The organism is Streptomyces coeruleorubidus, from assembly GCF_008705135.1.
In the GTDB taxonomy this organism is placed as follows: domain Bacteria; phylum Actinomycetota; class Actinomycetes; order Streptomycetales; family Streptomycetaceae; genus Streptomyces; species Streptomyces coeruleofuscus.
Map to the genome: position 1 here is coordinate 4706472 of NZ_CP023694.1, position 13633 is coordinate 4720104.

Annotated in this window: 16 protein-coding genes; 8 read left to right on the top strand and 8 right to left on the bottom strand. The window is 69.9% G+C overall.

What is annotated here, in order from left to right; genetic code table 11:
• Window positions 1-86: 86 nt before the first annotated feature.
• From CP976_RS21765 to CP976_RS21780, 4 genes are all read right to left on the bottom strand, one after another.
• The gene (locus CP976_RS21765) at window positions 87-521 is read right to left on the bottom strand and encodes an SsgA family sporulation/cell division regulator (RefSeq protein ID WP_150481886.1); all 435 of its coding nucleotides are present in this window, start codon (window positions 519-521) and stop codon (window positions 87-89) included.
• Between the two features lie 99 nt (window positions 522-620).
• Window positions 621-1334: an IclR family transcriptional regulator gene (locus CP976_RS21770; RefSeq protein ID WP_086847980.1), complete on the bottom strand. Its 714-nt coding sequence runs from the start codon at window positions 1332-1334 to the stop codon at window positions 621-623.
• 342 nt (window positions 1335-1676) lie between these two features.
• Entirely contained in the window at window positions 1677-1889 is a 213-nt protein-coding gene (locus CP976_RS21775) for a DUF5326 family protein (RefSeq protein WP_150481887.1), read from the bottom strand.
• A gap of 165 nt (window positions 1890-2054) precedes the next feature.
• Entirely contained in the window at window positions 2055-2372 is a 318-nt protein-coding gene (locus CP976_RS21780) for a cupin domain-containing protein (RefSeq protein WP_059414731.1), read from the bottom strand.
• Window positions 2373-2432: 60 nt separating this feature from the next.
• Between CP976_RS21780 and CP976_RS21785 the strand changes: the two genes are divergently transcribed.
• The 5 genes from CP976_RS21785 (at window position 2433) to CP976_RS21805 (ending at window position 6249) form a co-directional block, all read left to right on the top strand.
• Window positions 2433-2810: a phage holin family protein gene (locus CP976_RS21785; protein ID WP_086847953.1), complete on the top strand. Its 378-nt coding sequence runs from the start codon at window positions 2433-2435 to the stop codon at window positions 2808-2810.
• Between the two features lie 6 nt (window positions 2811-2816).
• Complete coding sequence (locus tag CP976_RS21790) at window positions 2817-3308, top strand: low molecular weight protein-tyrosine-phosphatase (RefSeq protein ID WP_150481888.1); 492 nt, start codon at window positions 2817-2819, stop codon at window positions 3306-3308.
• Window positions 3305-4531, top strand: coding sequence for a cystathionine gamma-lyase (locus CP976_RS21795; RefSeq protein WP_229875465.1), 1227 nt, complete (start codon window positions 3305-3307; stop codon window positions 4529-4531). Before CP976_RS21790 ends, CP976_RS21795 begins: the two co-directional genes overlap by 4 nt.
• A gap of 196 nt (window positions 4532-4727) precedes the next feature.
• Window positions 4728-5633, top strand: a complete 906-nt coding sequence (locus tag CP976_RS21800) for a LysR family transcriptional regulator (protein WP_150481889.1) — start codon at window positions 4728-4730, stop codon at window positions 5631-5633.
• A 133-nt stretch (window positions 5634-5766) separates the two neighbouring features.
• Window positions 5767-6249, top strand: a complete 483-nt coding sequence (locus tag CP976_RS21805) for an NUDIX domain-containing protein (RefSeq protein WP_086847958.1) — start codon at window positions 5767-5769, stop codon at window positions 6247-6249.
• Window positions 6250-6262: 13 nt separating this feature from the next.
• On the opposite strand, the gene CP976_RS21810 is transcribed toward CP976_RS21805, so the two are convergent.
• Complete coding sequence (locus tag CP976_RS21810; RefSeq protein ID WP_150481890.1) at window positions 6263-7852, bottom strand: globin domain-containing protein; 1590 nt, start codon at window positions 7850-7852, stop codon at window positions 6263-6265.
• A 531-nt stretch (window positions 7853-8383) separates the two neighbouring features.
• Here CP976_RS21810 and CP976_RS21815 point away from each other — a divergent pair.
• A complete protein-coding gene (locus tag CP976_RS21815) occupies window positions 8384-9250 on the top strand; it encodes a GNAT family N-acetyltransferase (protein WP_150481891.1) in 867 nt (288 codons plus the stop codon).
• A gap of 71 nt (window positions 9251-9321) precedes the next feature.
• Here CP976_RS21815 and CP976_RS21820 read toward each other — a convergent pair whose 3' ends face one another.
• Together CP976_RS21820 and CP976_RS21825 are read right to left on the bottom strand one after the other, a co-directional pair.
• Window positions 9322-9744: a GlcG/HbpS family heme-binding protein gene (locus tag CP976_RS21820; RefSeq protein WP_150481892.1), complete on the bottom strand. Its 423-nt coding sequence runs from the start codon at window positions 9742-9744 to the stop codon at window positions 9322-9324.
• A gap of 77 nt (window positions 9745-9821) precedes the next feature.
• Window positions 9822-11030, bottom strand: coding sequence for an MFS transporter (locus tag CP976_RS21825; RefSeq protein ID WP_150481893.1), 1209 nt, complete (start codon window positions 11028-11030; stop codon window positions 9822-9824).
• Between the two features lie 143 nt (window positions 11031-11173).
• Here CP976_RS21825 and CP976_RS21830 point away from each other — a divergent pair, with 143 nt between their 5' ends.
• Window positions 11174-11638 carry a MarR family winged helix-turn-helix transcriptional regulator gene (locus tag CP976_RS21830; protein ID WP_086847970.1) on the top strand — a complete coding sequence of 155 codons (465 nt, stop codon included), beginning with the start codon at window positions 11174-11176 and terminating at the stop codon, window positions 11636-11638.
• 81 nt (window positions 11639-11719) lie between these two features.
• Window positions 11720-12172 (top strand): GNAT family N-acetyltransferase, encoded by a 453-nt coding sequence (locus tag CP976_RS21835; RefSeq protein ID WP_150481894.1) that lies wholly within the window; start codon window positions 11720-11722, stop codon window positions 12170-12172.
• 55 nt (window positions 12173-12227) lie between these two features.
• Here CP976_RS21835 and CP976_RS21840 read toward each other — a convergent pair whose 3' ends face one another.
• Window positions 12228-13613 carry a serine hydrolase domain-containing protein gene (locus CP976_RS21840; protein WP_150481895.1) on the bottom strand — a complete coding sequence of 462 codons (1386 nt, stop codon included), beginning with the start codon at window positions 13611-13613 and terminating at the stop codon, window positions 12228-12230.
• Window positions 13614-13633: the final 20 nt, after the last annotated feature.

Genomic DNA, 13633 nt, shown 5'->3' on the forward strand with positions numbered 1-13633 from the left:
ATGTGTCCCACCGTACGGAGAAGCGTTCCTGCTCAGCTCGGCGGCATCCGGTGAAGCGTTACTCCACCATGCCGCCGACGGATGGCTCAGCCGGCGCCCTGTTCCGCCAGGATGCGGTCCAGGGCCTCGTCGAGATGGGCGTCGAAGTCGGCGAGTGAGCCCTCCTGGCCCAGCGGCACCAGCTTGTCGGTGCGGTCGAGGAAGGCGACCAGCGGTGCCGTGGACGACCTGAACAGCGCCTGGTCGCTGCCCACCTGAAGCCGGATCAGCACCTCTCCCAGCGCGTCCGGTTCGACGGGTGTGACCCGCACATCGCCCTCCCCGCACGGCCGGCCGACCCCGTCGATCAGCAGCTCCCGGCCGAAAGCCCACGTCACCGGGGCATCACCGGGCAAGTGGAAGGTGAGCCTGACGGCATAGGGGTCACTGGTCTCATAGCGCAGCTCCACCGGAATGCGGAAGGAGAGCTCCTCGGACACGAGAAAGCTCATCATGACCTCTGCTTGTACGGACTCGTGCATCGCTAACCCCGTCATTCGCCGTGGACTGGCCGGGAACGAACCTCTGACACTTGGTGGAATCTTGCTGAACGTACACAGCAGATCACAAGGAGTGAGTTTTCACATACTGATAGAGAGCGCGAGCGATCCGAGCAGACTTCCGATCTCGCTCTGCAACTGCCGGGCCGCAGGGAGCAGTCGGTGCTCCTGGTGGGCGGGCAGGGAGATGGCCATCGTGGCGGCCGTGGTGCCGAGAGTGAGCGGAATCGCCGCGCAGACGGCGCCCAGGGCGTACTCCTGACGCTCGGTCACAGGTTCCATCCGCCGCACTCGCTCCAGACGGCGCAGCAGGCTGTGGTTGTCCCGCACGGTGTACGGCGTGAGCGCCTGTACCGGATAGCGGTCGAGGTGGTCCCGGCGGGCCTCCTCGTCCAGCTGGGACAGCAGGCACTGCCCGATGGCGTGCGCGTGCCCGGTCTCTCGGAAGTCGGCCCACTCCTCGACCGCGGGGTTGGCCGGGGTGTCGGAGACGCACATGAGCTCGATCTCGCCCTCGCGGTACACCGCGTAGTACACGGGCACGCCGAGCGTGTCCCGCCAGTGCGCGAGGGCGTCGACGACCGTGCTGCGACGTTTCTGCCGTGCCCCGCTGCTGCTCAGCCGCTCGGCGGCCTCGCCCAGGAAGAACAGGCCCTTGTCCCGGCACAGATAGCCCTCGTGCACGAGGGTGCGCAGCAGGTGGTAGGTGGTGGGCAGGGCCAGCCCGGTCTCCCGGGCCAGTTGCTTGGCGGGGGCGCCGTACTCGTGCGCCGCGACGGTCTCCAGCAGGCGCATCGCGCGCTGCACGGACCCGATGAGGGTCGCCGGAGGAGGTGGCGTGGCGGGAGGCGATTGCTCGGACGGGGGCGCCGAGCGGGGTTGCGCGGGGACGGTGTGCAGGTGGACACGTGCGGTGTCTGCCGGGGCCAAGGGTCACTCCCGAAGCGCGAGGGGGTAGACCGTGCCGATGGACACGGGTGAGGGTGTACGCCGCTCGCGGGGGATGTCCCCGCGTCGAGTTCCGGACTCTATTCGTCTGCCACCGCACGCAGACGGCCCGGAACGGAAACTTCCCCCGGCCGAGGGAACCGGTCACGCCGGGTGTTTCCCGCTACCCCCACCGGTTTCCCACCGGTCTCACCAGTCGCTGCGCGACGAGGAGCTCGACGTGAACTTCCGTACGACGTAGATCAGTCCACCGACCAGCGCCACGAAGACCAGCACCTTGAAGAGCAGTCCGATCACGAACCCGACCACGCTGGCGATCAGCCCGCCGAACACGACCAGGGCGATGACCGGCACCGCGATCCACTTCACCCACCACGGCAGTCCCATGAAGATCTCTCGCATCGCCCTCGTCCTTACCTCTCCGCCCGTTCGAGTGCCGGGTCCTGTCGGTACTTCTGGATCTCTGATGTCCTGCACTCGATGCTAGGTCCGGGAGGGGGCCCGGCGGGGGCCTCGCGCCCCTTGTCTCCCCCTGACCGAACCCCTAGGGAACCCGGAGACGGACCGTCACCTCTCGGGCGGAGAGAAGACCACCAGCACCCTCAGGTCCTCGGTGATGTGGTGGAACTTGTGCGCGACGCCGGCCGGTACGTAGATCACGCTGCCGCGTGCCACCTGCGTCGTCTCCAGGCCGACGGTGATCGCGGCACGGCCGCTCACAACGAAGTAGACCTCGTCCTGGTTGTGCGGCTTCTGTGGATCCTGGTCGCCCGCATCGAGGGCGTACAGGCCGACCGACATGTTCTGCTCCCGCAGAAACTGCAGGTAGGCGCCCTCGTTGGCGGCGCGCTCCGCCTCCAGTTCGTCCAGCCGGAATGCCTTCATCGCCTTGTCCGCCCCTGCCTCTTGTGCCCATGTCCGATCAGGTCTGCCACGATCAGACACATGATGAATTTCCTAGTCAAGACGATCGCCAACGCGGGTGCTCTGGCGGTCGCCGTGTGGCTGCTCGACAAGATCACCCTCACCGGTGACAGCACGGGCAAGAAGATCGGCACTCTGATCATCGTCGCGCTGCTCTTCGGCCTGGTGAACTTCCTGGTCAAGCCGGTCGTCAAGCTCCTCAGCCTCCCGCTGCTGATCCTGACGCTCGGTCTGTTCACCCTGGTCGTCAACGCGCTGATGCTGCTGCTCACCTCGTGGCTGGCCGACCAGCTCGACCTCAGCTTCCACGTGGAGGGCTTCTGGACGGCCGTCCTGGGCGGCCTGATCATCTCCGTCGTCTCCTGGGCACTGAACGTCGTCCTGCCCGACAAGGACTGAGCGCGCATGACGTACCGCGTCTGCTTCGTCTGCACGGGCAACATCTGCCGTTCCCCGATGGCCGAGATCGTCTTCCGCGCGCGTGTGGCGGAGGCCGGTCTCGACGGTCTGGTCGAGGTCGACAGCGCCGGCACGGGCGGCTGGCACGAGGGTGACGGCGCCGACCCGCGCACGGTGGCCGTCCTCGCGGAGAACGGCTACGCCACCGCGCACACGGCCCGCCAGTTCCAGCCGTCATGGTTCTCCCGCCTCGACCTGGTCGTCGCCCTCGACGCCGGCCATCTCAGGGCTCTGCGCCGCCTCGCGCCCACGGAACAGGACGCGCAGAAGGTACGCCTGCTGCGTTCGTACGACCCCGCCGCGGGTGACGACCTCGACGTGCCGGACCCCTACTACGGAGGCGCCGAGGGCTTCGCGGAGTGCCTTGAAATGGTGGAGGCGGCGAGCGCCGGTCTGCTCGCCGCGGTGCGTGAGGACGTGGAGGGACGGGCGGCATGAGTGAATCCGCAGCGGGCGACGCGCATGGGGTGACGGGCGGCGCCGGTCCGGCGACCGGTGCCGCGGGCCGTGCGGGGCGCGAGATCGCCCCTGTGGCGGCGGGCGCCGGTGACGGCACGCGTGCGGTGCGGGCCGGGCTGCCCGAGCCTGCCAAGTACGAGCCCACCCTGCCCGGGCCCGTGTTCGCCGCCCACTACCACCTGCCGGGCGAGCCCACCGGCCCCTACACCTACGGCCGTGACGAGAACCCGACCTGGACGCTGCTGGAACGCGCCGTCGGCGAGCTGGAGGCGCCCGGCCAGGGCGGCGCCGAGACGCTCGTGTTCGCCTCCGGCATGGCCGCGATCTCAGCCGTGCTCTTCTCCCAGCTGCGCGCCGGGGACGTGTGCGTCCTGCCCGACGACGGCTACCAGGCGCTGCCCTTGGTGCGCGCCCAGCTGGAGGCGTACGGCATCGAGGTGCGCACCGCCCCCACCGGTGGTGACGCCCAGCTCGACGTCCTCGACGGCGCGAAGCTGCTGTGGATCGAGACCCCGTCGAACCCCGGCCTCGACGTGTGCGACATCAGGCGGCTCGCGGAGGCGGCGCACGCGCGTGGCGCCCTGGTGGCCGTCGACAACACCCTCGCCACACCGCTCGGCCAGCGCCCCCTGGAGCTCGGCGCCGACTTCGCCGTGGCCAGCGGCACCAAGCAGCTCACCGGTCACGGCGACATCCTCCTGGGTTACGTCGTCGGCCGGGGCCCCGAGGCCATGGCCGCCGTACGCCGCTGGCGCAAGATCGTCGGCGCGATTCCCGGGCCGATGGAGGCCTGGCTCGCGCACCGTTCGATCGCGACGCTCCAGATGCGGGTCGACCGGCAGAGCGCGACGGCCCTGGCGGTCGCCGAGGCGCTGCGCGAGCGGCCCGAGGTGACCGGGCTACGCTACCCCGGGCTTCCCGACGACCCCGCGCACAAGATCGCCGCGCGGCAGATGCGGCGCTACGGGTGCGTGGTGTCGTTCACGCTGCCCACGCGCGCGCGTGCCGACCGTTTTCTCGACGCCCTGCGGCTCGTGGACGATGCGACGAGCTTTGGCGGAGTGCGGTCCACGGCCGAACGGCGCGGGCGCTGGGGCGGCGACGCGGTGCCGGAAGGCTTCATCCGCCTGTCGGTGGGCGCCGAGGATCGAGAGGATCTGGTGGCGGATGTACTGCGTGCGCTGGACGCGTCGGCAGCCTGACCACCCCCCACGGACGGTCCGAGCCTCCCCCCTCGTGGCTCGGACCGTCCCCCGGTTCCGCGCGCAAGAACCGCGCGACCAAGGCTAGTTGACTCTCTGTCAGTGTCCAATCACGGTAGCGACAGAGACCTATCGACTTATTTATAGTTGAGCGCGGTCGGGGGGCCGGGAGCAGGACCGACGAGGGGAGAGCGGCGTGGATCTGGCCTTGCTGCGGACCTTCGTGACCGTGCACCGGGCCGGTTCCTTCACCCGCGCCGCCGCCCTGCTCGGCCTTTCCCAGCCGGCCGTCACCTCGCAGATCCGCACGCTGGAACGGCAGCTGGGCCGCCCCCTGTTCCTGCGGCAGGCCCGCGGCGTGACCCCGACGAGCATCGGCGACGAGCTCGCCCACAAGGCCGCACCGCATCTCGACGCCCTGGTGGAGATCGCCGAGACCGGCCTCGACGACGACTCCTCCTTACGGACCCTGCACCTCGCCGGACCACCGGAGTTCACCGCGGAACGAGCCCTGCCCGCCCTCACGGAGCTGACCGGAGAGGACGGTCAGGGCTTCGCGCTGCGCGCCTCCTTCGGGAACGCCGAGGAAACGCTGGAAGGGCTTTCCGCCGGGCATCATGATCTGGCCATCAGCACGGCCCGTCCCCGCGGTGCCCTGCTCACGGCGACTGCGCTCTGCGACGAGGAACACGTTCTGGTCGCCGCCCCGCGCTGGGCCGAACAGATCGGCGCCGGGCAGCCTGACCGCAAGCCGGAACCGGCCCTGGAACAGGTACCCGTGGTGGAGGTTCACGAGTCGCTGCCCTTCGTCTCCCGCTACTGGGCCTCCGTCTTCGACTCCCGCCCGGCCGCTCCGGGCACGGTCGTCGTCCCCGACCTGCGTGCGGTTCTGGCGTGCGCCGTCGCCGGCGCGGGCCTGGCCGTGCTGCCCCGCTATCTGTGCGGGGCCGCGTTGGAGCGGGGGGACGTGGTCGCCCTTCACGAGCCGGCGGTGCCGCCGCTGCGCACGTACTTCCTGGTGGTGCGCACCGGGACGCTCGCGATGCCCCATATCGCGCGGGCCCACGAATGGTTGCAGCGGGCGGCGGCCGACTGGTGCTGAGGAGGCGCCCGAGGGCGGGTGCCGGGTTGCGCGGGCGCGAAGGGCGGCAGCCCGGACGGTGCCTCACTCTGGGAGCTCGGCCGGTGACGTTTCGCGATGTTTCACGTGGAACCAACCGGGCCACATTTCACCCATGACCGTCCGACCTGTGGTCAAGCGCACCGCCCGTGCCGTTCTGCTGGACGGTGACGACCTGATCCTGATCAAGCGCACCAAGCCTGGCATGGATCCCTACTGGCTCACTCCCGGCGGCGGAGTCGAGCCCAGCGACCCGACCGTTGTCGACGCCCTGCACCGCGAGGTGTACGAGGAGCTCGGCGCGAAGGTCACCGACGTGGTGCCCTGCTTCGTGGACACCGTGGAGCACATCGGGGACGACGGCGGGGCGACCGGTGTGAAGGTGCAGCACTTCTTCGTCTGCCGCCTGGAGTCCATGGATCCCTCGCTCCGCCACGGCCCCGAGGTGGACGAGCCGGTCGGCGAGTACGAGATCGTCCGCGTGCCCTTCACCCGGGTCGGAATCGCCTCCGTCCATCTCGTTCCGCTGTCACTGCGGCACTACCTGGACGGCAACATCGAGGGCGTACTCGCCATGCACGCCCCTGACCTGGGCTGACACCGGAGGAGGCTCAGGGGCCGGCCGCGACCAGTTCCTCCACGGAGTCGTGCCGTATGCGCTCCGACGGGATGCCGATGTCCCGCAGGGCGTCCACACCGCTGCGGATCATCCCGGGCGGGCCCGACAGGTAGGCGTCGTACTCGTTCCACGGCCCGTAGGCCCGTACCGCGTCCGGAAGCTGCTGGTGAGCCAGCTGGTCGATGATCGCGCGGACCGAGAGCCAGGGGTGGCTCTGCTGGAGGCGGAGCATGGTGTCGATGTCGTACAGGTCGTGGTCGGTACGGGCTCCGTAGAAGACCTCGACCGGCCGGCGTTCCCCGTGCTCGGCGACGTCCTCGACCAGCGCCTTGATGGGCGCTATGCCGGTGCCGCCGCCCAGGCAGAGCAGCCCGCTGTCGGTGGTGTGGTCCACGGTCATGGAGCCGGCGGGCGGGCCGAGCCGGACGATGTCACCCGGCCGGGCGCGGTGCACCAGGGCGTTGGAGACCCAGCCCGCCGGGACGGCCTTCACGTGGAACGACAGCAGGCCGTCGGAGCGGGGCGCCGAGGCGAAGGAGTAGTGCCGCCATATCCGGGGCCACCAGGGAGTCTCCAGGCTTGTGTACTGCCCGGCGAGGAAGGGGTAGGGCTGGTCGGGGCGGACGGTGACGACGGCGACGTCCGGGGTCCTGAGGTCGTGTGTGACGATCTCGGCGTACCACCAAGCCGGGGCACGCAGTTCGTCGGCGGCCGCCGCGTCGATCATGATCTGGGAGATCGTGGTGTACGTCCGTATCCAGGCCGCCTCCATCTCCTCGTCCCAGACCCCGGCGGCATACTTGCTGAGCGCGCCGATCAGGCATTCGCCGACGGCCGGGTAGTGCTCGGCCCGCGTTCCGTACTTCCGGTGGCCCCGGCCGAGGTTCTGCAGGTAGTCCACCAGGACATCGGTGTTGTCGATGTGCTCGGCGGCCGTGAGCAGCGCCCTGAGCAGCCGGTCCCGCTGGGTGTCCATCGCGGCCGGGAAGAGCGAACGCAGGTCCGGGTGGCGGACGAAGAGCAGGGCGTAGAAGTACGAGGTGACCTTGTCGGCCACGGGCGTGACCTCTGCCATCGCGCGGCGAATGAGGACGGCGTCCGGGGACGCTTCCCTGGCCGGGGCGGAGGCTGCCGGTCCTGGGGGCGACACCGGTTCGGGCCGCTGAGGGGGAACACGCGGCTCGTCGGGAGGACCTGTTGTGGAGGCGAACGGCTCCGGGGCCGGTGTGACCGTCGTGGTCGCGGGTCGTGGCGACGACGGGGCGGAGGACTCGGCCATGGGGCCGGGCGCGGGTATCGCGTCCCGGGGCTCGCGCTCCTGGTCCGGCACGCCCGTGCTCGCCCTGTCTGTCGGCGCGGCGGGTGGAGGAGCTGTGCCGTCTGCCGGCGTTTCCGGGGCGGCCGTCTGCCGTCCCACCGGGCGTATCACAGCCGGGCGACGGCCGTCCGGCGTCCCGGGCTCCTCTTCAGGCGTTGCCGTCGGCTTGGTGCGGGGCGTGAACCAGTCGCCCCCGCCGCCAGAAGTGCCGTTGTCGGCAGACGTGGTGGTCGGAGCGTCCATGGTGTGCCTCGCCTCGAGCATCTTTCGGTCGGTCTGCGCACTTCCCAGTCGGAAGGTGCCTGCTTTCCCCCGTGGACGGACTGCGTTCCCATCCGTGTCGCGGCCAATGCGGCCACATTCAACCTGTGTTCCGGCTCTCTACGGACAAGTAAGGCGAGAGTGTGACATTGGCCGCAGTAATCCCACCTGAGCTTCCCACTCGCCTGGGAGGCTCAGCCGCATAACCGGAAACGCGGGTTTTCGATCTCTCCGTCCCGTTAGGCTGCATTGCCCTGTACGCGGCCCACACAGAACAGGTCGCCCGCCCCGGACGTGAACCGGAGTCGACCCTACCGGCCACCGCTGTGCACACAAGTCCCCCCTTGCCCCGTCACGAATGAGGGCACGGCGCGATCACCAACATGGTGAATGCCGGGCGACTCACCTGTGTTTCACGTGAAACGTCTGGTGTCTGTCCACGCTCTGTGCAGCCGGCCACAACTGGCCAAAATCTCGTACGGCTCCGGGGAAAGAGGTGGACGTCAGGGGCTCCGGTCGGACAGCCTGACCTGCGTGCCGACTCCTTCCCTTGCCTCTCTGCCCATCCGCCGTCTGACGCTCCGCGATCTCGCCGCCTGCGCCGACTTGTCCGAGGACCGGGGGTGGCTACGGGAGGAGCACAAGTGGGGCTTCCTCCTCACGGCCGGAAAGGGCTACGGCATCGACGACCCGGACGGCGGCCTCGTGAGCGCCTGTGTCGTCACCGAGTACGGACCACAGGAGCGCCCCGCCTTCGCGGCGATCGGCATGGTCCTCGTCGCCGAACGGCACGCCCGACAGGGCGTGGGACGCCGGCTGATGCGCCACGTCATCTCAGCGATGGGCACCACACCCCTCACCCTGCATGCCACGCCGTACGGCCGACCCCTCTACGAGGAACTCGGCTTCAAGGTCACCGGGCGGGCGGAGATGGTGTGCGGGCGTTTCACTCCTGGCGGACCGCAGCCGACGGTCGCCACCCGTGCCGCGACCGCCGAGGATCTCGCTGCGATCCTCCGGCTCGACGAGCAGGCGTTCGGGACCGACCGCACCCACATCGTCACCCGGCTGCCGGCCTTCGCCGACCAGTTGCGCGTGGCGGAGGAGGACGGACGGATCACCGGTTACGCGGCCGCCTGGCCCAACATGGACACCCATGTCGTCGGTCCGCTCATCGCGCGCGACACGTCGGTGGCCCAGGCGCTCATCGCCTCCCTCGCCGCCCACACCGACCGTCCCCTGCGCACCGACATCGACGTCCGGCACACCGAGCTGCTCGCGTGGGTGAAGGACCGCGGCCTGGCGCCCGTCGCCTTCAACTCGGTGATGTCGTACGGGATCACCGACCTGCCCGGGGACTGGAGCCGTCGGTTCGCCCCGGTCACGGTCGCGGCGGGCTGAAGGGCCCCGATACGACAACGCCGGTTCCCCCGGGGGCCGGGGAACCGGCGTCGTGTCGCTGAAGCGGGCCGTCAGGCGAGTGCCTCCACGGCGGCCGTGGCGAAGGCGTGGTCCTGCTCCGGCGCACCACCGCCGACACCGAGCGCGCCGATCAGGCGGCCGTCGCGATGCACCGGCACACCGCCGGCGATGAACAGCAGCGGCCGGTCGAGCGCGGTGGGCAGGGTGTGGAAGAGGCCTCCGGGCTGCACGGCGTCGACGAGGTCGGCAGTGGGCGCGTTCAGCTGGAGAGCCGTGTAGGCCTTGCGGGTGCTGGTCTCGCCGGAGATCAGCACGGCACGGTCGTCACGCCGGAAGGCGAGCAGATGGCCGCCCGCGTCCAGGACGGTGACGCTGACCGTGACGCCTGCTGCCTCGGCGGCACGCTGGGCGGCGGTGACGAGGATGTCGGCGTCCTGGGTGGTCAGCGGGGCGACTGCGGTGGTGGTGCTCATGGCTGGTTCTCCTGGAATTCGCTGGATCGTGCTGATCCGGGCCGGGGGCAGACGGTGTACCTGGTCGGCCCCGTGGCTCAGTGGTGGATGGCGGCCCGCTGCTCGGCCGACGCGGATCCCGTGACGACGGTGCTGGTGGCTCCGGCGCGGCGTTCGAGGGCGGACGAGAGGAGGGCCAGGCCCAGGGCTCCCGCGGCCAGGACGGCACCGACCCAGTTGGGGGCGGTGTAGCCGAAGCCCGCCGCGATCACGAGGCCGCCGAGCCAAGCGGACAGAGCGTTGCCGAGGTTGAAGGCGCCGATGTTCACGGCGGAGGCCAGCGTCGGCGCGCCGTGCGCCTGGTCGAGGACCCGCTTCTGGAGCGGCGGGACGCTGGCGAAGCCCAGGGCGCCGATCAGGGTGATCGTGACGGCCGACAGCAGCTTGTTGTGCGCGGTGAGGGTGAACAGCGCCAGAACGACGGCCAGAGCGCCCAGGGAGACGTACAGCATGGGCATCAGGGCGCGGTCGGCGAGCTTGCCGCCCACGAGGTTGCCGCCGACCATGCCGAGACCGAAGAGGACCAGCAGCCAGGTGACGGAGCCGTCGGCGAAGCCCGCGGTGTGGGTCATCATCGGGGCGATGTAGGTGATGGCCGCGAAGACGCCGCCGAAGCCGAGGACGGTCATCGCCATCGCGAGCAGCACCTGCACGTTCTTGAAGGCGGCGAGTTCGTGCCGCAGGCGCACCCCCTCCGGCTTGGGCATGTCGGGGACGAGCCGGGCGATGCCGACCAGTCCGACGACGCCGAGGGCGGCGACGATGCCGAAGGTCACCCGCCAGCCGACGGACTGCCCGACGAGTGTGCCCAGCGGAACGCCGACGACGTTGGAGACGGTCAGGCCCGTGAACATCATCGCGATGGCTCCGGCCTTCTTGTCCGGGGCGACGAGGTCCGCCGCGACGACCGAGCCGATCCCGAAGAAGGCACCGTGGGCCAGCGAGGCGACGATCCGGCCGATCAGCATGACGGCGAAAGCGGGAGCGAGTGCCGAGAGCAGGTTGCCGACGATGAACAGGCCCATCAGCAGCATCAGCATCCGCTTGCGGGAAACCTTGGTGCCCAGCACGGTCATCAGCGGGGCGCCGAACATGACACCGAGCGCGTAGCCGGTCACCAGGTAGCCGGCGGTGGGGATGGAGACCCCGTAGTCGCCCGCTACCTCGGGCAGCAAGCCCATGATCACGAACTCGGTCGTGCCGATCCCGAAGGCCCCGATCGCGAGGGCCAGAAGCGCGAGAGGCATGGAGGGGTACACCTTCCCAGACGATTGCAGGAGCGCTTTGCGTGCGCCAACAATAGTTGCATACGCGGGCTAACCGCAAGCGCCGTCTATTGCGGACCTGCTCTATCCTGGGTGTCAGCCGCTCCGGGACGGAGGAAACGCCAATGACAGCGACGGACCCCGCGCTCACCGCTCTCGCCCAGAGCTGGTGCGCCCTCTCCCTGCTGCACGGGAGGATCGAGGCCCGCATCGAGCGCGCTCTCCAGGCCAAGCACGACCTCAGCGCGCGCGAGTACTCCCTGCTCGACGTGCTCAGCCGGCAGCACGACGGAGACGGTGGCCATCTCCAGATGAAGCAGGTCGCCGACGCGGTCGTCCTCAGCCAGAGCGCCACCACACGTCTGGTCACCCGGCTCGAGGACCGCGGCCTCCTGGAGCGCTACCTGTGCCCCACCGACCGGCGGGGCATCTACACGAACGTCACCGAGGCAGGCCTCAAGCTGCTGGAGGAGGCCCGGCCGACCAACGACGCCGCCCTGCGCGCGGCCCTCGACGAGGCGGCGAAGAATCCGGAGCTGGCCCCGCTGGTCCGGGTCGTGGAGACGCTGAAGGCTCCGGTGCCCGCATAGACTCCGCTCGCACCGGCCGTCTCGCGCAGGATCCGGCCGTTCCTGTGCAGTGCCCGGTCGTTGCTGCGTAGGGTGCGGCCCATGGGAGATCTTGAGATACGCCCCGCGACCGCCGACGACGTACCCGCGATCGTCGGCATGCTCGCGGACGACCCGCTGGGCGCACAGCGCGAGTCACCCGACGACCTCACCCCGTATCTGGCCGCGCTGGAGCGGCTCAGCGCCGATCCGAACCAGCGCTTGGTCGTGGCGGTCCGGGAAGGCCGCGTCGTCGGCACGCTCCAGCTCACGATCATTCCCGGGCTCTCCCGGCGCGGTGCCACCAGGTCGATCATCGAAGGCGTACGCGTCCATGCCGACGAGCGCGGCAGCGGTCTGGGAACACAGCTCATCGAGTGGGCGATCGATGAATCCCGGCGTCAAGGCTGCCAATTGGTTCAGCTGACCTCCGACAACACACGAACCGACGCCCACCGCTTCTACGAACGGCTCGGCTTCACGGCCTCCCACACAGGCTTCAAGCTCTCGTTGTGACCGACGTGGGGGAGGGCCTGTTTCACGTGAAACAGGCCCTCCCCCACGTCACCGTCTAAGCGATCCCTCGCCAGCCCTCAGGGTCGACCCCGCCCGGCACAGGAGCCCCTTCGTCGTACGGCTGACGCGTGAACACGAACGAACCCAGGTCCAGATGGCTCACGGACCCGTCCGGCCGCCGTACGGCCTTCAGCAGCTCTCCCGCGTAGTAACCCTCCAGGCCAGTCCAGGTGCCGTCGCCGTTCGGTCGGAACCGCGAGCGTCGCCCGTTGCCGGACAGCGGCTCAAGTGAGGCGAGTCCGTCGGCCGTGAGCCGCAGGGCGAAGGCATACGTGCCCCAATACCACTGCCCTGTCAGCTCCAGCATCGACGGGTCGACGTCACTCAGTGGCCTCCATGGGGCGGGGATGCGCGGCTCCGCCTCGGCGACGATACGGACGAGATCGGCGGCGACGCCGGACACCAGCGGACCCGAGGTGCAGTTGGCCAGCACGACCGCCGCCACGTCGTCCTCCACGCTGATGCACACATTCGCCAGGAAGCCCGGCAGGGACCCGCTGTGCCCCACGAGCAGCCGGCCGTGCCTGCGCTGAATCTGCATGCCGAGGCCGTAGGCGTCACCGGACATCACATCCGCAGCTTCCGCCGGTGCCGCCGGGGTCCGCATCTCCCGCAGGGACTCGGCACTCAGCACCCTCTCGTCGCCCCTCACCAGGAAGGCCGCGAACCGGGCCAGATCCGCCGTGGTCGACCAGAGTTGACCGGCGGGTGCCATACGGCCGAGGTCCTCGGCGGGCTCGGGCAGCAAGACGTCGGCCCAGGGATGCACGGCCCAGCCACCCGCGTGCGGGGCCCGCGGTCGCACGTCCGTCCGGTCGAGCTCCAGTGGTTCGAGCACTTCACGCCGTAGTGCCTCGTCCCAGGAGGTCCCTCGCAGCTCCTCGACGAGCGCGCCCAGCAACGTGTAGCCGGGGTTCGAGTAGTGGTGCCGTCGGCCGACGGGGTGCAGGAGAGGCTGCTCACCGAGCACGTCGGACAGTTCCGGCCGCAGAGATCCGGGCGTGCGCTCCCACCACGGACCGGGCGACTCGGCCGCCAGCCCGCCCGTGTGCGCGAGCAGTTCGGCGATCGTGGCCTCCCCCGCGCCGGTGCCCGGCACGTACTTCTCCAGTGGATCCCCGAGCCCGAGCAATCCCTCGTCCCGCAGGCGCATCACGAGAACGGCGGTGAAGGTCTTGGTGATCGAGCCGATGCGGTACTGGACGTGCTCGTCGGGCTCTTCGCCGTCCACCGATGTCCGGGCGCCGTGCCACACCGCCCGCCCGTCCCGGACAACGGCCGCGACCAGCGACGGGGCCCGCCCCTGTGTCTGTGCCACGGCGATCCGGTGCAGCAGCGCACGGCTCGTTGCGGGAAGCAGTTCTTCCTTGGGTGTCGTCATGGCCCAAGTCCACTTGGTCC